The following is a 21904-nucleotide window of genomic DNA, read 5'->3' as shown; positions in this document are numbered from 1 at the left end:
ATTTGGAGGGTCCCCGCTACCGCGGGCGACCCTCCTTTCTTTATAGAAATTAAAACAACGCTCATATGTCATACAATGAAAAGCTGGCCAACCGGGTGCGGGAAATTATTGCATTGACGCATGACAGGGTAGAGGAAAAAAAGATGTTTGGCGGATTGTGTTTTATGGTCAATGATAAAATGTGCGTTGGTATAGAAATTGAACGCATGATGGTGCGGCTTGACCCTGCGGTTTATGATGCCGCGCTGGAAAAAGATGGCTGCACACCAATGGACTTCACCGGCAAGGTGATGAAGGGGTATGTATTCGTTGATGCTGCCGTGCTGAATACAAATAAAAAACTCGACTACTGGGTGCAACTGGCGCTTGATTTTAATAAAAGGGCCAAACCTTCGAAAAAGAAGAAATAATACTGCTGAAATCGTATACTAATTCCGGAGGGGTTTCTGCCAACTTCAGTTTGCTTCGGGAAAAACAACTACAATGCAATTGATTTAAAGGCTGTTGCAGGGGCAGGGCTGTAAGCTAATTTATTTCACCGTTACTTTTCACTTACTCATCGATACAGCAGCTGGTAATTTGTGTTTTTACTTGTATATTTAACAACACTAATAAGATCCTTACAACCATTTCCCTTTTTTATCACCGGGCAGTTGTCCCATTACTGTTGGTTTCCCCTTTAAACGGTATATATCTAAATGGAGGACCAACCCCGGCTAACTAATTTTCGTAATATAGTTTACAAGTTTTTTAGTTGCCCCTATAAAAACGTGGATGAAACATATACTACTCTGCTTAATTGCCATTGCTGTAGCGTTTTCAGGGTTTACCCAAACGCAAACCTGTCCAACTAACATCAATTTTGGGTCGGGGGATCTGTCGCATTGGTCGGTTACCACGGGCCTGATGGGTGGGGCTACCCAAACATACCCTGCTCCCAATACAGGGCTAACCACGGTACCTGAATATTCAATTGGTAATACCGGTGTACAGGTGATCACTTCCCCTACCACTGATCCTTACGGTTTTTTTCCAACCGTTCCAACCATAAACGGTTATGCTTATAATTATTCCATTATGCTGGGTTCAACGGCTACCAGCCGCTCGCTAACCGCAGGCGGCGGCCGCAACCCCGGTGGCTTTACCCGGGCCATCACTTATATTATCAATGTGCCGCCCGGACCCACTACCGAGCCATACACCATGACCTATGCCTACGCCATGGTGCTCGAGAACGGAACTCATAATTCAAACGAACAGCCGCTTTTCAAGGCCACCCTCACCACGCACGACAGCATAATTACCTGCGCCTCGCCGGGTTATTATCTGCCCACGTTCAATAATGCATCAGGAGGCGGTGGCGGCTCATCGGGCACCGGCGCCACCCTCGATACCGCCTCGGCTCTCGCCAATGGGTTTTCAAACAGCCCAACGCCTTTTTTGTCTTTTTCAGGAGCGGGTAACCAGAATGGTACTTTATTATATGATGTATGGACCAAGGGATGGACCGAAGTGACCTTCGATCTTTCTCCCTACCGCGGCGAGCAGGTAACCCTTACTTTTGAGGCAGACAATTGCCGCCCCGGAGCCCATTTTGCTTATTCTTACGTGGCGCTACGAAATACCTGCGCCGGTTTGGAGATCAGCGGGCAAAGGGTGGCCTGCACCAATACAACAGTAGAATATTCAATACCGGCGCTTGCCGGCGCTACCTACGACTGGAAAGTTCCGCCCGGCTGGGTGATCAATTCGGGTCACAATACCAATATTATTAATGTTACTGTAGGAAGTACGGGCGGCCATATCATCAGCCATGAGGTAAATGGTTGCGCCGATCTGCTCGATACCATCGATGTAACAACCACTCCGCCTACGATTGCCGGCCGGGTAATGGACGATACAACAGTTTGTGCAGGTAATAATAATTGCCAGCTCGTGGTGGCAGATGAAGTGGGAAGTGTTTTGAAATGGCTTTCGTCAACGGATGGTATTACGTGGCGCGACATAAACGTCACTTCCGACAACTATACCGCGCAAAATCTTACTACCTCCACCCGTTACGCCGCCCTTATTCAAAACGGCGCCGCCTGTACCATCGATACCAGTGATGCCGCTTTTATAACGGTTGATCCCCAAACGGTAGGGGGCAGGATCGATCCCAGCCTTACCAATGTTTGTGTCAATCAGGTTGTTGACCCACTGCTTACATTAAGAGGCAATACAGGAGCGGTATTGAACTGGCAGTTTTCCCTGGATAATACCAATTGGAGTGATCTCACGCCCGTTAACACTAATTCATCTTATAATACCGGTTTGGTTAACAGAACAATGTATTACCGCACACGGGTAAAAAGCGGGGTTTGCCCCGCCGAACTAAGCGATGCGGCAACGGTCAGGTTCTTCAATGTGCCCATGCCGGAAGCCAATATAGATCCGCCATTTTCCGATATCTGTTATGGCAAATCGGCCGTGTTGAATGCTACCATTACAACTGGCACCAGCTATACATGGAGCAACAATGTGCCCTTATCGCCGGGGGGCGGCGGAACCGTTCCGGCCCTTCCTTACTCAATAACTACCACTGCAACACCGCTGAGAACGGCTGATGTAGTGCTTTCCGTTACCAATGCCGGTTGTCCAAACGAATTGAAAGATACTTTCCATATTCGGGTTACCGAGCCCATCATCGTAAATGCGGGTAACGATACCGCAGTGGTAATAAACCAGCCATTGCAGTTAAATGCAAAGGCAAATGATCCCAATGCCAACAATTGGAGCTGGAACCCTGCTGCGGGTTTGACTTTTCCGAATATTGCCAACCCTGTGGCTCTGTACAATGCAAGCGCTCCTGCAGCCATCACGTACGTTGTAACGGCGCAAACCCCCGCTGGCTGTACCGGTGCCGATACGGTTACGGTAAAGATCTTCAAAACAGGCGCCGACATCTTCATGCCATCTGCGTTTACACCAAATGGTGATGGAAAGAACGATGTCATAAGGCCGGTAATGGCCGGGGTGGCGCAATTGCTCTTCTTCAGGGTATACAATCGCTGGGGCCAGCTGGTTTTCAATACCAATCAGCCAAACAAGGGCTGGGATGGAACAATTGGCGGCGCCAGGCAGTCGTCCCAAACCTATGTATACATGATACAGGCGGTGGATTACACCGGCAAAACCATTGTAAAACGAGGTAGCTTTGTGCTGGTACGATGATTGTAGTCAAATAGATGGTAATGCGTTCTTTGCGTATTCCTTTTTATGGGCACCGGCAGCAAACAGGACGATGATCTGAAAAACAATGAACTGGCTCAACGGGTCACCGATAAATACTATTTACTTTTCAACTCCATGAATCAGGGTTTCTGCATTATTGAAATGATCTGGGACGAATGCCGTAAAATATTCACCCGATGGTGCCGAAATAAAAATTAGCAGTGAAGATAATGAGCGTGAAGTTACAGTTCGGGTAGCTGACAACGGTATAGGTATACCCTTAAGTTATCAGGATAAAATATTCGAGCGTTTCTTTCGCGTAAGCGATGATACCATGAGCGCCTACCCGGGTATGGGATTAGGTTTATATATCTCTGCAGAGATCATCAGGAACCACGGGGGAACTATTTCGGTGAAAAGTAAAGAAAGGCAGAGGGCGCTGTTTTTGAGTTTACGCTGCCGGCGGTTATTCTTTAAAGAAATATGAAAAGTTGATCATGATCAAATTGCTAACTATAACATCATCCTTAACCGATATATATTAAACGCGGATGAAATAATTTTTTTGCTTATAAGGTGGGCTATTTATAACTTGGGCCAGTTACCGTGAAACCTTATTTCTCTGATTTGTAAACCATCCTGTATTTATATGACAGATGAGCAGATTATGCAGCGAATCATGGACAAGGATCCCACCGTGTATAACGAGTTGTATGATAAGCTATATAGAAAATTATTTTTATTCGCAAAAAGCCTGATCGATGATACGGAAGAAGCCCGGGATATTGTAACCGAATCATTTATCAAACTTTGGGCGCAGCAGAACAATTTCGCCAACATGGTTCATCTACAGGTATACTTCTATACCGTTATAAAGAATGCCTGTATAGATCACTTACGAAAGAACAAGCTCAGAAATAAAATAGAAAATCATCTCCTTAAGTCGGGCACCGTCAGCGAGAACGGCATTGAACGAAGATACCAGGAGGCCGAACTGGTTCAGATATTATATGAACGTATAAATCAACTGCCCGAGCGAATGCAGCAGGTGTTCAAGCTTACTTATCTCGATGGCTATAGCAGAACGGAAGTAGCACAAATGCTCAATTTATCTGAAAACACAATTCGCAACACCAATGCTGCTGCAATGAAAGCCATCAGGCTCACCCTCGGTGTAGAACAAATGGTGGTACTCATCTTTCTCTCCCTGTTGTTCTTCATGTCGGCCTGTAATTAAAAAAATCATCTATTCCAATGCGTTACGTCGGGTTTTGACATATACCTGCCGCTCATGCGTAAATTGATAGTGTTTTGTGTACGCAAATATGCAATATATTTCTAATCAGGAATATCGACTGCTCCCGTTTTCACGCTCTTCTTTTTTATCTCATATGTATGTTGCCCCGCTAAAAAAAAGTTAAGAAATTTCTGTTGGTCACTGGTACAAAAATTTTGTCCGTCCGTATTCATATAGCCGATAGCCAGAACATGAAGCGTTTTAATCACCTACGGGGGTTTAATTATCACCGGCAAAGCAGGAGTAATGACCGACAATAGCCTTATAAATGGTATCATCTTAAAAGCGATCTCCGAAGAAGACCTTAATTCAGCGGAGGCCGTGATCTTTGAAGAATGGCTTACCGACGAAGACAACCGCAGGTGGTTCGAGAAATGGAGCAATAAAGATTATATGCTCGAAAGGCTGATAGAGGCGCATAGGGTAGACGTTGGGGGCGATAAGGCTTACTTTGAACAAAAACTGGCTAATGGAAAGCGCATAATAATAAGGAAAAGGCAATGGAAGTTGTTTAGGGATGTAGCAACCTCGGCAGCAGCGGTACTTGTACTGGCTGCTGCTGCTTTTTACTGGTTTAGAACGCCGAATCAAGGTGACAATGTATTGCCAAAGGACAAGGCAGCAACGGTATCTCTGCATGATATTGCACCTGGACAAACAACCGCCCTGTTAACCCTGGCCGATGGCAGCAAGCTGGTGCTTGATAGTACTGCCATTGGTCAGCTGGCACAGCAGGGCGGAACCGTTGTTTTAAATGGAAAAGGCATCCTGAAATACCAGCAAAAAGACCAGCCGGCTGAATTGATTTATAATACATTGACCACGGCCAATGGCGAAACCTATGCCATGGTGATGGCCGATGGCAGTAAAGTATGGCTAAATGCCGGCGCTACCATAAGATACCCGGTGGCTTTTGCCGGCAATGAAAGAAAAGTGGAAGTTACCGGTGAAGTATATTTTGAAGTGGCTCCCGATAAAAATAAACCCTTTATCGTTCACGTATCGGGCCGCAAAGAAAATGAAATGGATGTTCAGGTTTTGGGAACACATTTCAATATCCATGCATACGATGATGAAGCAATTATAAAAACTACATTGGTTGAAGGCTCGGTTAAGATAAAGCACGCCAATGTAGAAACACTGCTTGAACCGGGCCAGCAGGCACAGGTAAGCAATGGCGTTACCAAAGTGAAACCCGATGCCAATATAGAAGCCGTAACCGCCTGGAAGAACGGCCGTTTTTACTTCTCGAAAAGTGATATTACCGTTGTTATGCGCCAGTTGGCAAAATGGTACAACGTGGAAGTTGTGTACGAAGGCGCCAAACCCACAAAGCTGTTTATTGGTGAAATGGAAAGAGGACTAATGTTGTCGCAGGTACTGCGTGCCCTTGAATATACAACAGGTGTTCATTTCCGTGTTGATGTGGCGGCAAGGAAACTGATCGTAGAAGCGCCGAAAGATGCTAAAAGCCGGAACAAAGATTCAAATTAACTATACCATACCTGATTTTATTTTCTCATTTGACCATTTCTCAAGCACTAATCACTAAATCCAAAACTGACCTAAATACCATATTAAATCTAAAACCATATGAACCATTTAAACATCCAAACCGCTTCGGTTTACCACACGATCTGTAATACGCAGATTCCGTAATCTCCTCCCTCAGGCCATAAAAAAACCGGTACGTTTCGTGGACGCACCGGTGTAAAAAGGCCAATAATAACACTGTTAGGTATTTTATTATTCAACCTTTCAATTACTAAGGTATGCATTTTCGCAATTACCTGCAGGCAGTAATTTATTATACTGCCGGCATAACCATTAACTGCTCAAAAACCCTCGTAGGAAAACAAACCTTACGAATTATGAAATTAACGGCAATCATTTTAACCATATCCTTACTTCAGGTGCAGGCGGAAGGTATTTCCCAGACCGTTACTTTTTCAGGTAAGAACATTTTGCTTGAAAAAGTATTCACGGCCATAAAAAAACAAACCGGGTATGTATTCCTGTACACCGATGATGTTATCAAAGACGCAAGAAAGGTCAGTCTCGATGTAAGGGACGCCGCACTGGAAGACGTATTAAAACTTGCTTTAAAGGGACAGCCGCTCGGCTATCTTATAGAAAATAAAACGGTAATTATTTCAAAGACCGGAGAAGCGGCAGAAGAACCGCAAAACCGGAAGAAGATAACACCACCGCCGATAGAAGTGAATGGCAGGGTGCTGAACCATAAAGGAGAACCGCTTGTTGGCGCCAATGTAAAAGTAAGAGGTACCGCTATTGGCGGAATTACCAATGATGGCGGCTTTTTTATATTACGGGGCGTAGAAGAAAATGCCACTATCGAGATCTCTTACCTGGGCTTTGAAACCAAGACGTTCAAACTCGATGGAAAAACCAATGTATCGATACAGCTTGAACTGGCGGTAAGTGAAATGGCCAGTGTATCCGTATCGGTATTTACCGGTTATCAACAGATCCCGAAGGAAAGGGCTACAGGTTCCTTTGTTACCATCGACAATAAACTATTGAACCGCGGTGTTTCTTTGGATGTATTATCGCGTATGGAAGGCGTAGCCAGTGGCGTTGCTTTTTACCGGAGCAGCAAAACCGATCAGCCTACATTGAACATCCGTGGCCGAAGCACCATTCTTGCAAATGCCACCCCGCTGATCATACTCGATAATTTTCCATACGATGGCGATATCAATAATCTTAACCCCAATACCATTGAGTCAATAACCGTTTTAAGAGATGCTGCTGCCGCGTCTATATATGGTGTGCGTGCCGCCAACGGCGTAATTGTAATTACAACAAAAAGAGGTAACCTGAACCAGCCTCCGCAAACCCAGTTCAATACCAATGTAACAATAGGGGAGAAACCCGACCTGGGGTATTTGCCGTTAGCCTCATCTGAAGACTATATTGAAGTAGAAAAGGAATTCTTTTCCAGGAAGTGGTATACGGCACAGGAGTCGAGCTTGTTTAAAACACCGTTAACGCCGGTAGTGGAGCTTTTAATTGCAAAAAGAGATGGTTTGATACCTGCAGGTGAAGCCGACCAGAGAATCGAGGCGCTGAAAGCAAATAGTTATAAAGATCAGTATTCAAAGTATTTTTTAAGAAATAGTGTTTTAGCCCAGAATGCACTGACCGTATCGGGTGGCGGAAATAAAAGCAGGTACTTTGTTGCAATAAGTTACGATAAAGACCAAAGCAGTTACGTAAGGAATAGCTTCGACCGTTTTTCGATAAACGCATCGAACCAGTTTACGCCTTTTAAAAACGTAGATGTTAATGCCGGCCTGTTATATACCAACACGAAATTTGTGAATAATAATCCGGGAATAAACGACCTGGTTCATACAACCTTAAAAAGGATTTATCCCTATGCCCGGCTCGTTGATGAAAATGGGAATGCCGTTCCAATAAATTATGGTTATAGGCAAACGTATAAGGAGGAAAAGGAAAGCCAGGGATTTTTAGATTGGCAGTACAGGCCGCTCGATGAGCTCAATATGGCCAATAACGTTACCCGTCAGAATTATAACCGGGCCAGTCTTGAGATCAGGAAAACGTTTTCCACCAGCTTTAATGTTGAATTGAAATATCAATATGAAAAGCAATACCGGAAAGCCAGCAGTTTATCACCCAAGGAAACCTATTTTGTAAGAAGTTTGGTAAATCAGTATTATAATCCGGCCGGCCCGGTTACTTATCCGGTACCTTTTGGCGACATTCTCGATGAAGGGATCTCAGAGCTGGATGGGCATACCGGCAGGGTGCAGTTGAACTTTAACCAGGCGTGGCAACGGCATCGGGTAAACGTGATTGGTGGCTTCGAGGTAAAGCAACTGGAACAAAAGGGAAGCCAGTCCCGTTTATATGGTTATGATGATGAGTCGGCGATCAGCCAGCCAATAGATTTTGTTACCAGGTTTCAAACCAATCCCAACAATGCCTCAACTTCTGCTGCAACGATTCCCTATCCGCGTGAGGTGACCGGTTTTCTCGACAGGTTCCTGTCGTATTACGCAAATGGTTCGTATACTTTCAACGACCGGTACGTTTTTTCGGCCAGCGGGCGTTTTGACAATACTAATTTTTTCGGCATAAAAGCCAATCAGCGTATTCTGCCGTTATGGTCGGCTGGTTTTAAATGGAATATTTCACGCGAGGAATTTTTCCGCAGCGGTATCATCGATCAACTGGCGTTGCGCGCTACATATGGCTATAATGGAAATATCAATAAAGACCTTACTGCCTATACCACCATACGGTTTGGTACCAACGCAATAACGAAAGCTACCGTGGCGCAGGTTGTTAACCCGCCCAACCCCGATTTGCGATGGGAGAAGGTGAGCATGTTGAACCTGGGCGTTGTGTTTGCATTGAAACAAAATGTTTTGTCGGGTACCATAGAGTACTTTTCTAAAAGAGGTAACGACCTTATTGGAGAGGCAACAGTGGACCCAACAACCGGTATTACTTTATTCAAAGGTAATATGGCAAATATCAAAGGGAATGGAGTTGATGTGCAATTGACCGGAAAGATATTAAAGAACAGGTTGATCGGCTGGACCTCAAACCTTTTGTTCAGCTATGCCACCGATAAGGTTTTAGAATATTTTAAAACAACATCTGCAGGCGGATACGTTACTCAGGGAAGTGGAGATCAGAGCATTGTTGCGCCATTGAAGGGGCGTCCTGTTTTAAGTATTTATAGTTATGCCTGGGGGGGCTTAGATCCTGCAAACGGCGATCCCTTAGGATACGTGGATGGCCAGAAATCAAAGAGCTATTCTGAAATATCTTCCAGCACAACGCTTACCGGAATGATTTATAATGGGCCTGTCAATCCTCCTTTTGTGGGGGCATTCAGAAATGATTTTACATGGAAAAACTTGAGTGTTTCTGTAAACATCACGTATAAAATTGGTCATTTTTTCAGGCGGCCTTCAGTTGATTATGGTGCCATGTTGAATGTATGGGGCACAAATGCCGATTTGGGTAAAAGGTGGCAGAAGCCGGGTGATGAGGAATTGACATTTGTTCCTTCTTTGCCTAATACTGTTGCAGCTCCAACCCAGGCCAGTTCAAGGGAAAGGTCATTTTATGCAAATTCGGAGATACTGGTGCAAAAGGCCGATCATATCCGTTTGCAGGATATCGTGATCGGCTATGACTTCGATAAAGAACAATGGGCGCGGCTACTGTTTAAGGGAATTCATGTTTACTGTAATATAAATAACATCGGTATTTTATGGCGGGCGAACAAATACGGCATTGATCCCGATGCGCTACCGAATACATATGCCAATTTTCTGCCTGCATCCCGCAGCGTGACACTGGGTGCCAAATTTGATTTTTAAAAACAATGCCTGGCAACAGCCCGATTTTTTTCAATCAAAAAATACACACATGCTTAAATATAAAATACTATTGTTTGTTTTTGCAGGTACCATCGGTGTTTCCTGTAAAAAGGACTGGATGGAAGCTAAGTCGAACAAGTCGCTCGATGTACCTACTACAGTAAAGGAATTTCAGGCTATGTTAGATCATTCGGTTTACATGAACGATGGCCGTCCGGCATTAGGTGAGGAAAGTGCCGATAATTATTATGTGAGCAGCGCCATGTGGGCCGGATATTCAGCTTCAGAGAGAAATACTTATATATGGGATAAAGATATTTATATTGATGTAGACGCCGATCCTAACAATTGGAATACCGCATACCGGCAGGTTTTTTGTTCGAATGTTATATTAGATGATATCGACAAGGTGACGGAAGCGGATAAAGGTACGCCCGCGTGGAATAACGTAAAGGGAAGTGCGCATTTTTTCAGGGGTGAAGCATTTTTTAATGTATCGCAGATATATGCAATGCCTTATAAGGCTGGTTCAGTAAACGAGCCGGGCATTCCGCTTCGGTTGAATGCTGATCCCAATATCAGGTCGGTAAGGTCCGGTTTGGAAGAAACCTATCAGCAAATACTGAACGATTTGCATACGGCAGTAAATTATCTGCCTGTTACGCCTCTTTATAAAACGCGGCCTTCCAAACCGGCGGCTTACGCACTGCTATCAAGGGTTTATCTGGTAATGCAGGACTACCCACGGGCCTTGTCGTATGCCGATTCCTGTTTAAAATTGTATGATTCCCTGATTGATTATAATACCCTGAATTCAAATGCGGCATACCCTGTTCCCGGGTTGAATAAGGAAGTGATATTTCATGCATCCATGTCAAATTATTTCTACGCAAATACGGTAATTATCGATTCTAATTTCTACAAAAGCTATAACGTAAATGACCTCAGGCAGAAAGTTTTTTTCAAGTCGAATGTCAATGGGGGCGTGCGCTTTGTTGGTACTTACACCGGCGGCAATACCGGCCAGATCTTTTTCGCCGGCATTGCTACAGACGAAGTTTTTCTTACGCGGGCTGAGTGTTTGGCCCGCACGGGAGATTTCACAGCCGCTATGGATGATCTCAATGCTTTATTGATAAAACGGTATAAGGCCGGCACCTTTGTTCCATTAACTGCGGGCAATGCAAGCGAGGCGCTGGACCTGATACTGGAGGAAAGAAGAAAAGAAACACTGTTCCGCGGTTTGCGGTGGCCTGATATACGCCGGTTGAACAGTGAAGGCGCTAATATTGTTCTGACCCGGGTGGTGGAAAACCAAACATATACCCTGCAGCCTAACAGCCCCAGGTATGCCTTGCCGTTTCCGCCCGATGTAATTATTTTATCTGGCATGCCTCAAAACGACAGATGATATACATCGCTGATGTATACTTAATAAAGATCGTTAGATAGATCAGAGCATATCCGTACCCGTTTTTTATTTTATCGCGTCTACCGGTTAAAATCATTAGTATGAAAAGCTGTTTTGCTGTTTTATTTGTTCTGTCATTCATTTACATTACCGGCAGGGCGCAAACCGTTAATATAAACACAACAGGCGATCCGCTGATCAATCAGTTGTGCCCCGCGTTTTCATTCGATACACTGTTCAATTATCCTAAGGACAAACTGTCTTTGCCCGAATTGAAAGGGAAATTTGTGATCATAGATTTCTGGGGCACATTTTGTCTGCCGTGCATTAAAGCATTTCCAAAGCTCGAGAACTGGCAAAAGCGATACGGCGACAACCTGCAAATATTGTTAGTGGCCACCGATGGGTACCCAAAGACCAAACAGTTTTATGAAATTAGGAAGAAAGGGAACAAGCCCATGTCCCTGCCCTGTGCCATAAACAAAAGTATGGTAAAATATTTTCAGGTAAAGGATGTTTCCACTTATGTATGGATAGACGATAAGGGTTACATCAGGGCCATTACCGACGGTTCACAACTTACCGACGAGAATATTGCCGGATTTGTAAACAGAAAAGAGATCATGGTTCGTGAGAAAGAGAAAAAAATATCTGTTGATTATAAAAAGCCATTACTTGAGATAGCTAAAGAAATAGATAGTAATAGTGTGGTCTTTGGTTCGGTTCTTACGAGGCATTTAAAAGGGGTAAGGTCCAGTATGAATGTTTCCCGGAAGGGTGTATATAGAAACAGGATCGCTGCGCATAATATGGCCGTCAGGAATTTATACCAGCTTGCCTATGGCGACTCTACAGGTCCGGTGCCTTTTAACAGGACCATTGTCGAATCTTCGAGTTCGGAAAAGATCGAATGCCCCCCAAATGAGGATTATGAGAAATGGAAATACGATAATACGTTTTGTTATGAGATCACTGTGCCGGAAGCAAAACGCGACAGCATCTGGAGTTTAATGCGTGATGACCTGCGGCAATTGTTTGGTTATAGCGCATGCCAGGAATACCGCAAACAAAAGTGTTTGATCCTGAAGGCTGATAAGAACTTCCGCCATCTGGCCGATACGTCTGTAAAACCTTCTGCATCGATCAGCGTAGGCGGTATTACGCTCGTAAATCAGCCATTCCCGAGGCTTGTTGATAATATAAGCCATTTTTTGTCTGACAAAATTCTTCTAGATGAAACCGGCCTGTCGGGCAGAATAACAGTAGTTTTAAAAGCCCAGATGAATGATGTGGATGCTGTGAATGGTGAGTTAAAAAAATACGGATTAAGCCTTCAGTATGAAGACCGGCAGGCTCAAATGCTGGTCATCAGAGATCCGCGATAAACCCCAGATCATATAACACTACCGTTTTACCGTAGAGCGCATACAGTTTTTGGTTAACCACCTGAAACTGGTGCGCTTTTTTTTCTTCATAGGCAGGGATATAAAAGCTTCCTTTATAGCTGCCGTTTTTCAGGCTATATACATCTATGATGGTATTTTCATTGAAGTCAAGTTCATATTCATTGTCGGCTTTTAACAAAGATTGTAAAAAGAGCTTTCCGTCATTTACAGAACCGTTATAATTTATACGTTGCGGCGGTTGTTTCATTGTGAGCGAATTGGCTACCCGGGCAACCTTTATATTACGGTGGGTGACTGTATCTATGGTCCTGGCTTTAAGTGTGAGGTTGAGGTTTGTGTCCATGCAAATAAACCCATTCTGGTAAAAATAATTATAACATGCCTGTTGTGTAGCGGTGTCGTAATAGAGCAGGCCCGCAGTTTCAAATCCGCCGATTGTTTTTCTGTCGCTGAAGTTATCTTCGCTCATGCTGTCTTTTTTGTTCAGGTTGAGCCTGGCGAACAGGTGGCTTTGCGATACGCGGTCCTTGATCCTTATGATAAAGTTATCGGTTGATGACATGGCTTCCTGATTGAAATAACCTGACAGCGCATGATTGATTACGCTTCCCGTATTCAGGTTATAGTCGATGATGCCGGGCATATTTCTGCACGCCAGGTACAAATGATGCCCCTGCATGAACATACGAATGCTTCGGCCCGGGTTACTATTGGCTGGCAATTCCAATTTTATTGCCTGCAGTGAGTCAAGTGAAGGTGTGGTAGTTAGTATCTCATAGGGTTTTTCTTCCTGGAAAAAAATCTTTCCTGAGTGCATGCCGATCAATTTTACCGGCTTTACCGGAAATGTAATATGTTTCCGGGGTATCAGTGCGGTGGAAATGAAGCGCCTTTCAAATCCATTCTTTTTTGGAATCGATTTTTTTGAAAGGAATGCCAGTATGCCGATAATCGTAAATGAGGCTATAAATAAAATCGCTAATTTAAGAACAGGCTTCCTGCTATTCATAAAACTAATTTAAAATGGGGCTGGCCAAAAAGGTTCGCGAAATGGCCGGGAATAACCTGCACGACCATCTACTCAGTCACCTGACCTGGTAAGGCTCCTTTTTAGTCAGCCCCAAACGATTAAAGCGGTGGATAAAAGTAGATATTGCCGAAATCATCTTCACAGCATGGTTCATCGGAACCGTCAACACATATTAGTCCTTTCGGATCTACTTTACTACAGGGATCTGCCAGTTGTTTATTGGCATTGGCAGTAGCAGTGCCTGCAATGGCTACTATAAGCACCAGTGCAGCGAGTGAGAACTTAATTTTTTTCATAATTCAGCTTTTTTGATTAAACCAAATAAAAGTTTGTTTGCCTACTCTTTTTAAGGTTTTCGGCATTCCCTTGTTTACGCGTAAATATTTTAAAAGGTGTTCTCTTTTAATAAAACACCTGTTCCGGCAATAACTATAAAGAACGAGTTGAATACTATATGTTCATTCCACGTTAAATATTGCAATACACCGCCGCAGGAGCAGGGGATATAATAACTGAAGTTCAACATGATTACCAGGTAAGCGGTGAACAGGCTCATCAGAAAGAACGAAGCATACAATCCCAATAACCGTGTTTTGTTGAAGACCAACAAAAGAGATAGTACTATTTCAACCGCAGGGATGCTCCATGCAATTGAATTGGCATAGGAAGTAATAAAGGGCGACTTGCTTAATTGAGCGATAAAATTATTATAGTTCGATAGCTTGCTCAATGCCGTATAAATAAAAAGAATGATCAACAGCGAGCTGATAACTTCAACAACGATTTGTTTTTTTAACCAGGTAAATGATAACAGGTTATACAGAACAGGCTTTGGTAGCTGCCTGCTGCTTAATAGTTCTTTTTTCATAAAATAAGGTCTAAGTACAGGGCCAACCGGCCATGCATCATTTATTCATAAAATAAAGTTGCTGGTGTACAATCCTTTCCCGGAAGAAGATTTTTATCAGTGTCTGAGGTTGATAACAGTGGAGGAAGTGTAAGAAGAATATAATCTGGCATTGAAGCCAGCAGCAAATTACTTATTGATTATTGGCGAATCCGGTTAAACTCATGGCGAATCCGGTTTTTCTTTATTATAACATAAAGGTGAAAGAACGATTCGGTGTATTTTTCCTGCGCCATTCGATCGGGGCCATGCCCGTAATTTTCTTAAACTGTTTTACCAGGTTACTTACATCGTAACCCAATTTGAATGCTATCGCCTTTACCGGATCATCGGTTGTCTCCAGCAGCTCTTTCGCTTTTTCTATCCGCACCTGGGTAAGGTATTCATAAATTGTTTTATTGTTCACCAGTTTAAACCCCTTGCGTAGTTTGCTTTCATTGGTGTTTACCCTGCTGGCCAGTTGTGCATGCGTATTATTGTTCCGGTACTCCTTCTCTAAAATGGATTTTACCTGTGCAATTTTTCGCAGGTCCTCATTTGATAGCTTCATAGTTAGTATTTTAGGTAGAATAAATCAGATGCATTACTTAACAGGCGCCTTTATCATCCTGAATTGTCTGTGATTTTAATAGGGGAGGTGTTGTGTTATACGACAGCAAAAGTAGAATGTTTTGTCAGTACAATTTATATTTTAAAATTGCACATATAAATCACAATTGATCGTAGCTGTTAGATAATGGGTATGCCCGTGCAGGCACTTCAACGTTTACAAGTAATTATCAATCCTTCACGCACCGGATGGCCATGCCATAACCGGCTTCATATGTATTGCGTTGTACATCGGCCATTCCGGTATACATACGGGGACTATGGTCGTAGAGCTCAAAGCTGTGGTTTGCTCCCCACCAATAGCCGTTGAAACCCAGGGTATGAAAGGTGGCGCCGGTATAAAAGCGGTAGCCGCCCAACCCATTTTGTTTTAATTTACCGGCATTGGCCGGGTCTTTTTCGAGTTCAGTTATCAGGGCTGTTATTTCTTCGTTGGTGGGAATATGCCAGCCTTCGGGGGCTATATTGCGTGGGTCGTTTATGGCATACCAGTTATATAGTTTACCATAAGCGGTATCAAAGGAGTAATCGTTATTATAAAAGCAATAAGCGCCTGTTGTGGTTTTGCTCCAGGCGGTTGAGTCGGTCAAAAGGGAAACAGGATCGCCGTTGCGATAACGGGTTACGCGCAGGTTGGCGGCCATCCATACCTCGTTGCCAATAGTGCAGGTTGGATATACATTGCCATCGATATCTTTTACAAACGCGCCGGATCCGCTATTGGTACAGCGGGTAAAAAAGAGGATGTAAATTATTAGTATCGTATACAGGAACGGCGTAAAGGCTGTTTTCATTTCATGTAAAACGTTTGAATGCTTTCGTTCGCCCAATGATAAATACGGGTACGCTCTTCCAGTTCCATCAGCGCAAATCCATTCGGTTTAAGTATCAGTGATTGTATGCGGGGTTTCACTACATCAATTTGTGCTGGCGGCGCTACTGCAATACCCATCGACAGGTTATGCGCTGCTTCGTTAAACACATCGCTGGTGTCAATCACAATGGTATGGCTGAATAACCGGTTGGCTTCACCAGTACAAATAGCCAATCGTAACTGCGTTCCTTTTTTTAACCACAGGGCATAATCGGCCAGTTGATCGTCATTTATATCTGTACGCGCCCAGCAGGGGTTGTAGCTGGTGTCATAGAAAGACCACCAGGTTTTACTGTAATCGCTTTTTTCAACAACACGCCATTGTGGATATACATGCTGCAGGTAATTTATCACTGACGGTGGCAATGCGGCAGGGTAGTGGGTAACAGCCGCAGCAGGGGCCGGCGCAGGTGGTTTCGTGTTACGTCGATCGCAGGCCATCAGCAGCATGATGCTTATCATAAAGATCCATTGTGCCATATGATATAATTAAATGGAACCACACAGGTACCATACATGCCTGGTGTATTGCCAAAAAAACGTTGTCGTGGGAATACACAAAAAAGCAGGTACCTGTGTGGTTTTAATTAATGAATTACCATCTGCCATTGGCCGCTGTATACACCTGGCCGTTCACAGCGGTTCTGCAGTTGGAGGTTCTTACGTGTTGCACGTTTGGATTGCCGCTGGAAACCGTTCCTCCATTTACCCTGGTATTGGATGCATCTTCCAGGAAGATGCCGTGGCTGGTAGAATTGGCGATATCTACCGTGTTTACCGTGGTTCCGTTACTGCCTGAAACGCTGAAGAATCCGCGGCCGCTGTTACGCGAATAAACTTTGGCACAGGTTACGTTGGGGCCGTTGTTATTGGCAACGCGGAAAGTGGCGTAACCGCCGCCATTGTTATTATAGCTTCCTGTTACGGTACCAACCGATCCGTTCCTGCTTTGGTTCAACAGTACGGCGCATCCGCCGGTATTGTTGCAGGTTACACTGCCGATATTGAAGCCGTCTAACCCATAGGTTTCAATGGCATGGGTACCCGAGCCGGTGATGTTGATGTTGCCGTTGATGGTTAGGTTACTGGTAGCTGCTGTGCTGTGGTCAACGCGAATGCCCAAGCCAGCGCTAAGCGACATGGTGATATTGCTAAGGACCATATTGCTACAACCCTTGAACCAGATCCCGTAACGCGGGTTACCGGTTACGCGCAGGTTCCTTACTTCGATCTGGGTTTTTCTGTCGCCCTGTACAGGAACGATCAGCAGGTCATTGCTGTTGCAGTTGAAAGTAGTGCCTACAAAATCAAGAATGGTGTAGCTGGGGATGTTCACCGCTTTGATAGCGCCGCCCGAATTACCCGAGCTGCCTGAATTTTTAATGGTGATCGTTTCTTTGGAGGTGCGGCCGGCGGTGAGGTTGTTACAGGCTGCCTGAATGGCTGCAATGTAATCGGTGCCGGTATACTTCGTAACACCATTGATCCTGGCCGTCCAGGTACCATTTGTTACAAATACTTCTCCTGAAGCTTCTGTAGTGGCTGTTCTTTCAGTTCCCTGATCCTGTTCTGGTATTTGTTCAACCTGTTTTTTGCAACCGGCAGCGGTAAAAGTGGCTGCGGCCGCCATGCATACAAGCAATGCAAGCGTTAGTGTGTTTTTTTTCATAAAAAAAGCAAGCGTTTAGTTAATGGGTGCCTACTCTTAAGATTTTCGGCTTCGTCTGTGGATACTATTTGCAAATATTTTCCAGTAAACTAAATGTAAGTTATTGGGAAGGTACAAAGCAACCTGCTCTATCCTGCTGGCATTGCCGGCCATGATCGGGTGACCATGTGGTATAGGCACATACGTATTATAAGTGGCCCCAATTTTTGTGGGCTTTAATTGTCAAAAGAACAAAAAAAGCCTCCCGGCTAAACCGGCAGGCTTTTTTGAAATTGTATATGTATTATTTTCCGGCCTGGCCCGAGAGCTTTTCATTCACGCCATCCCAGGTATATGTGGCGCTTTTGCTTGCGGTGACCTTGTACTTTGGCTCACCGTTCTTATCTGTTTCCTCCGCAGCTTCTGCTTCGGTCATTTTCCACAAGATAGAATCGGGTTTACCATTCTTTTCATTGGGAAAGGTAAACGTTTCTTCATGGTAATATACACCCGCATCGCCTACATTGAATTTTTCGGGGAACCGGATCAACTGGCCGGTTTTTGTAAAGGCGAAGTAATAATCATAGCTGGGTACGCCGCAGGCCCCGCCTGAAAAGGTGATGTCTAATATATGCTGCACGTTCGAAAGTCCCATACCGCTCATTACTTTACCATCGCAGAAGTTCGCGCTTTCATCGTTGTCTGTAATAAAACCTGCTATTGCTCGTACAACGCCCTGTTGTACCACTTTGAGCTTTACAAGAAACCGCTGGCGGATAACTTTATCTTTTCCCGAACCGATAACACTGTCGGCCCGGCGTTCAATACCAAGCACAAATTTCACATCGCCACGGCGAAGTTCCCTGCAGCTTACCAGGCCCTGCCAGATGTATCCCGTCTTTGCGTGGCCGTTCTTTGTATAATTTATTTTAAGCCAGGGACCTTTCAGTCCACGAATGGTAAGTGCGTTGGCTGCAACACCGGTTACAGTAATATTATCACCGGCAAACAATGTATCGGCAGGCGGCTGCCTGGTATCGGGCGAAATGCGGATCAAAGCCGTATCGGCAAAAATGTACCGGTCGGAAGTATCATTGTTGCGGATACTCCAGCAGCGCATATCGGGATAACCAGGCTCATCCTGTGCAAGTGCAAATTGACCAACGGCCAGGAAAAGAAACAGCAATAGGGTTTTCATAAGATGTAAAAATAACATATCGGTTTGTGAATTCATAATGGAGTGGCAGGCCGGCGTTTGGGATAGAAATTGACCCTATTCCATCTTTTAAAATTACAATCGGCCATTTATAATTTTAAAAGTATGGTTTAACATTATAAACAGGTGGTTTGCAATTGCAAATGAGGTATTTATAATTTAAAGCGTGGATTTGTGATTACAATCAGTGCGCTCTAGGCATCATTGGTCTAAAATTAGCCGCTCCGGGTCGTACTCAATCATATTCATTCCGGTTTAACCGGTCAGGTTCAGGATTCCCTTCAACGGTCTTGTGAAATTGCTTCGACGTGTTGTGACTGTCCATGCCGCTCCTTTCTTTATCTTTGCCAATTATCAATAACTTACCCCAAAACACCGGCTGCTTATGCATTTACTCATGAATGGTAAATCACTTACCTTTTTGCATTTAATCGTTCTCCCGCTCCTTTTAGCAAATGTCGGATGCCAAAAAGAAATCTCTGCAGAGAATGGGTTGCTGCCCGGTGGCGGTGGCGGCGGCCCGGTGGACAGTTCAGCCGTATTTTCATTGGTGCCTTCCGGCGCAAATTGTTCCGATGCCGTTGTTGACGGGTCGTATGTTGCAGGACAAGCTGTGGGAATGGATGAGGAACTGATCGTTACTGTCAACGTTACAAAAACCGGTGAATGGAATTACTCTACATCACTCGCAAATGGATTTGCATTTGCAGGGTTTGGCAGTTTCACTCAAACCGGTATTCACCTGATCAGCCTTATGGCGGTTGGTACGCCTGTTTCGGCGGGCATTACGAGATTCAATCTCAATATCGATGGGGCTACCTGTTTTATACGGGTGCAGGTACAACAGTAACAGGTGAAATAACACCCGGCCCTGCTAATTCCTGAGTGCCAGTTGCTGGTATTGTTGTTAACTGCTGAATTTCAAAATACTAAATTTGATATTTATACGTTGTTGTTTGAAACGGGTCCCTGCCTGTGACAAACCCTTAACTCTTCCTGCGTATGCTAAAATTTTACTTTTCACGATCAATGTGCTGCAATAAGTGCTCTTCCCCCGATTGAAATGCCGTGTTTTTTTTCATCTCAGCCTCATTATTGCCCCTTTACAAGGTTAAATCGTTATCGACCCTTTTTATGAAAAAACTATTAAGTTCTTTGTTCGTTTACTTTCAGTTTATCTTTATTATTATACTTTCAGTGCCTTACACCGGTTCCGCACAAACCGCTACAGCCTCTGCCGGTACACAAACAGGTGAGCATTCAAAGCCGCGATCGGGAATGGTTGCCGGTAAATTCAACTATACTTCCTTTCGTGAAAAAGTAAAAAGCAATGATGATGCATGGTTGAAATACAATGAACCGGGTTACTACAATCATCCTGAGTTGGGGATACTGCCGGAAGGTGCACCGGAAAACTGTGTTGAAATACTAAGTAAAAGAAAGGTCGATGAACGGTTCTTTAGGAGTTTGACCGATACGAACAGGATATATCAGCAAAAGGCGCTGGGCGACCTGAATATGTTGAAGAATGGCCATTGGACTACCATCGATCATAAGTTGCAACCGGTGGAGAATGGCAAATACACATCTGTCAATACGCAGGAGCCGGTAAGTTTCGACATACCCAACCGCAATATATCCATTCATACTGTATATGGAAAAATATCTTTCAATAACTGGAAACTGCTGGCTAACAAAAAAGGCCAGGAGATTGCATTGGCAACGCCTGACTGGACAAATTATACCATCGGTGAAGACGGCATGTATGTGACAAATATTTTCAGTGGCATCGATGCCGAACTAAGGGTATTCAGGGGCGTTATAAAAACAAACTTCATTATAAAAACAAATGAATTCGGGGAATATGATGAATTGATCTTTCGCGATGAATTCAATGAAGGAAAAAATACCAGTATCCGTTTCACTGATAATGCGAAATCAAAAAAAGGGGTAGGACAGCTTACCGTTTTTAACAATGGCAAAGATGCATTAAAAGTTGATGCCGGTGTTGCCTATGCCCGCTTTACCAAGGAACGCTCGATTGGGTTGGCGTATGCAATCGGCGACAAATGGATGGATGTTGTGGTGCCGGCCAAATGGATTTCGGAGAATATCGGTAAATACGAATTGGTAGTTGATCCCATTGTGACGGCCTCAAATACGCTTGCCCAGGCATCCATTACGGGCAGCCGGTATAACGCGAGTTGTAATTTTGCCAACTCATGTGATTATAATCTCAATGTGGCACAGCCGGCAAATACCACAATCACTAATATCAGTTTCAATTTCAGTTATGTTGCAAACGGTTCTACCTGCTGGTTACAGGATGGCGCAGTAAAGATCGGTTCCGGTGCATGTTCAAGCCCCTCTGCCGGCGGTTTAGTATGGTTTTGCAACGGAATAGGTGGCGGTACCTGTAATGCAAGTAATTTTTCCATTCTTGGCGACGTTCAGAGTTGTATGCCTGTGCCTTCGTGCGCTGTGCAGAATATTCCGTTTATTTTAAAATTCTACAGATCATGCTGGGGCGCCTCAGGTTGTTCAAATTCCTGCATTGGCGCGGCCGGTCCGTGGACGATGACACTGGAGTGTCAGGACATATCCTTAAATAATCCTTCGAACCCGATCAACACCCCTGCTCTTATGGTTTGCCAGGGTTTAACCCATAATCTGTCGGCTTCCGCAAAAAACGGCGTTCCTCCATATGCTTATTCCTGGAGCTTCGACCCGTCAGGAACGCCGGTTGCTGCAACAGGTGGAAGCGCCAACGTAACTTTTCCGGGAAACGGAATGCATACGCTGTATGTATCTGCTACGGATGCCTGTAACAATACTGTTGCAGGTTCACAGATTATCGGCGTTTCGGCGCCGGTAACAACTACAGAAAATGTAACCATCTGCGCCAGCGC

At 44.4% G+C, this 21904-nt stretch carries 17 protein-coding genes and 1 pseudogene; 10 read left to right on the top strand and 8 right to left on the bottom strand.

All coding sequences use genetic code 11. The annotated features are described in order from the left end of the window. Positions 1-65 precede the first annotated feature (65 nt). The 8 genes and pseudogenes from A4R26_RS11685 (at position 66) to A4R26_RS11650 (ending at position 12690) form a co-directional block, all read left to right on the top strand. Complete coding sequence (locus tag A4R26_RS11685; RefSeq protein WP_081163959.1) at positions 66-410, top strand: TfoX/Sxy family protein; 345 nt, start codon at positions 66-68, stop codon at positions 408-410. A 364-nt stretch (positions 411-774) separates the two neighbouring features. Then, positions 775-3213, top strand: coding sequence for a DUF8696 domain-containing protein (locus tag A4R26_RS11680; RefSeq protein ID WP_081163958.1), 2439 nt, complete (start codon positions 775-777; stop codon positions 3211-3213). Positions 3214-3397: 184 nt separating this feature from the next. Beyond that, positions 3398-3700, top strand: a pseudogene (locus A4R26_RS36050) (sensor histidine kinase); the annotation flags it as partial. A gap of 162 nt (positions 3701-3862) precedes the next feature. Then, the gene (locus A4R26_RS11670) at positions 3863-4450 is read left to right on the top strand and encodes an RNA polymerase sigma factor (RefSeq protein WP_081163956.1); all 588 of its coding nucleotides are present in this window, start codon (positions 3863-3865) and stop codon (positions 4448-4450) included. Between the two features lie 306 nt (positions 4451-4756). Continuing rightward, the gene (locus A4R26_RS11665; RefSeq protein WP_081163955.1) at positions 4757-6004 is read left to right on the top strand and encodes a FecR family protein; all 1248 of its coding nucleotides are present in this window, start codon (positions 4757-4759) and stop codon (positions 6002-6004) included. A gap of 377 nt (positions 6005-6381) precedes the next feature. Continuing rightward, positions 6382-9894, top strand: coding sequence for a SusC/RagA family TonB-linked outer membrane protein (locus A4R26_RS11660; RefSeq protein WP_165760238.1), 3513 nt, complete (start codon positions 6382-6384; stop codon positions 9892-9894). Positions 9895-9943: 49 nt separating this feature from the next. After that, entirely contained in the window at positions 9944-11305 is a 1362-nt protein-coding gene (locus A4R26_RS11655; protein WP_133054641.1) for a RagB/SusD family nutrient uptake outer membrane protein, read from the top strand. A gap of 101 nt (positions 11306-11406) precedes the next feature. Further along, complete coding sequence (locus A4R26_RS11650; RefSeq protein ID WP_081163952.1) at positions 11407-12690, top strand: TlpA family protein disulfide reductase; 1284 nt, start codon at positions 11407-11409, stop codon at positions 12688-12690. Here the strand turns inward: A4R26_RS11650 and A4R26_RS11645 are convergent. The 8 genes from A4R26_RS11645 to A4R26_RS11610 all read right to left on the bottom strand — a co-directional run bounded on the left by A4R26_RS11645 (position 12674) and on the right by A4R26_RS11610 (position 18977). After that, positions 12674-13528: a hypothetical protein gene (locus tag A4R26_RS11645; RefSeq protein WP_133054640.1), complete on the bottom strand. Its 855-nt coding sequence runs from the start codon at positions 13526-13528 to the stop codon at positions 12674-12676. The two genes, A4R26_RS11650 and A4R26_RS11645, sit on opposite strands and share 17 nt — an antisense overlap. Before the next feature lie 311 nt (positions 13529-13839). After that, the gene (locus tag A4R26_RS11640; protein ID WP_081163950.1) at positions 13840-14037 is read right to left on the bottom strand and encodes a hypothetical protein; all 198 of its coding nucleotides are present in this window, start codon (positions 14035-14037) and stop codon (positions 13840-13842) included. A gap of 89 nt (positions 14038-14126) precedes the next feature. Next, complete coding sequence (locus tag A4R26_RS11635) at positions 14127-14609, bottom strand: MauE/DoxX family redox-associated membrane protein (RefSeq protein WP_081163949.1); 483 nt, start codon at positions 14607-14609, stop codon at positions 14127-14129. 226 nt (positions 14610-14835) lie between these two features. Beyond that, positions 14836-15198: a helix-turn-helix domain-containing protein gene (locus tag A4R26_RS11630; RefSeq protein WP_081163948.1), complete on the bottom strand. Its 363-nt coding sequence runs from the start codon at positions 15196-15198 to the stop codon at positions 14836-14838. A gap of 229 nt (positions 15199-15427) precedes the next feature. Beyond that, the gene (locus A4R26_RS11625) at positions 15428-16051 is read right to left on the bottom strand and encodes a fibrobacter succinogenes major paralogous domain-containing protein (protein WP_081163947.1); all 624 of its coding nucleotides are present in this window, start codon (positions 16049-16051) and stop codon (positions 15428-15430) included. Then, complete coding sequence (locus A4R26_RS11620; protein ID WP_081163946.1) at positions 16048-16611, bottom strand: hypothetical protein; 564 nt, start codon at positions 16609-16611, stop codon at positions 16048-16050. Before A4R26_RS11620 ends, A4R26_RS11625 begins: the two co-directional genes overlap by 4 nt. Positions 16612-16726: 115 nt before the next feature. Continuing rightward, positions 16727-17800: a hypothetical protein gene (locus tag A4R26_RS11615; RefSeq protein ID WP_081163945.1), complete on the bottom strand. Its 1074-nt coding sequence runs from the start codon at positions 17798-17800 to the stop codon at positions 16727-16729. 283 nt (positions 17801-18083) lie between these two features. Beyond that, a complete protein-coding gene (locus A4R26_RS11610) occupies positions 18084-18977 on the bottom strand; it encodes a hypothetical protein (protein WP_133054639.1) in 894 nt (297 codons plus the stop codon). A 403-nt stretch (positions 18978-19380) separates the two neighbouring features. Here A4R26_RS11610 and A4R26_RS11605 point away from each other — a divergent pair, with 403 nt between their 5' ends. After that, positions 19381-19845, top strand: coding sequence for a hypothetical protein (locus tag A4R26_RS11605; protein WP_081163943.1), 465 nt, complete (start codon positions 19381-19383; stop codon positions 19843-19845). A gap of 284 nt (positions 19846-20129) precedes the next feature. After that, positions 20130-21904, top strand: a 1775-nt coding sequence (locus tag A4R26_RS11600; protein WP_133054638.1) for a PKD domain-containing protein, incomplete at its 3' end; no start/stop codon positions are given.

This window comes from Niastella populi (genome assembly GCF_002078015.1).
Classification (GTDB): domain Bacteria; phylum Bacteroidota; class Bacteroidia; order Chitinophagales; family Chitinophagaceae; genus Niastella; species Niastella populi.
The sequence above is the reverse complement of the archived record's forward strand: the minus strand, read 5'-3'. Positions and strand labels throughout refer to the sequence as shown.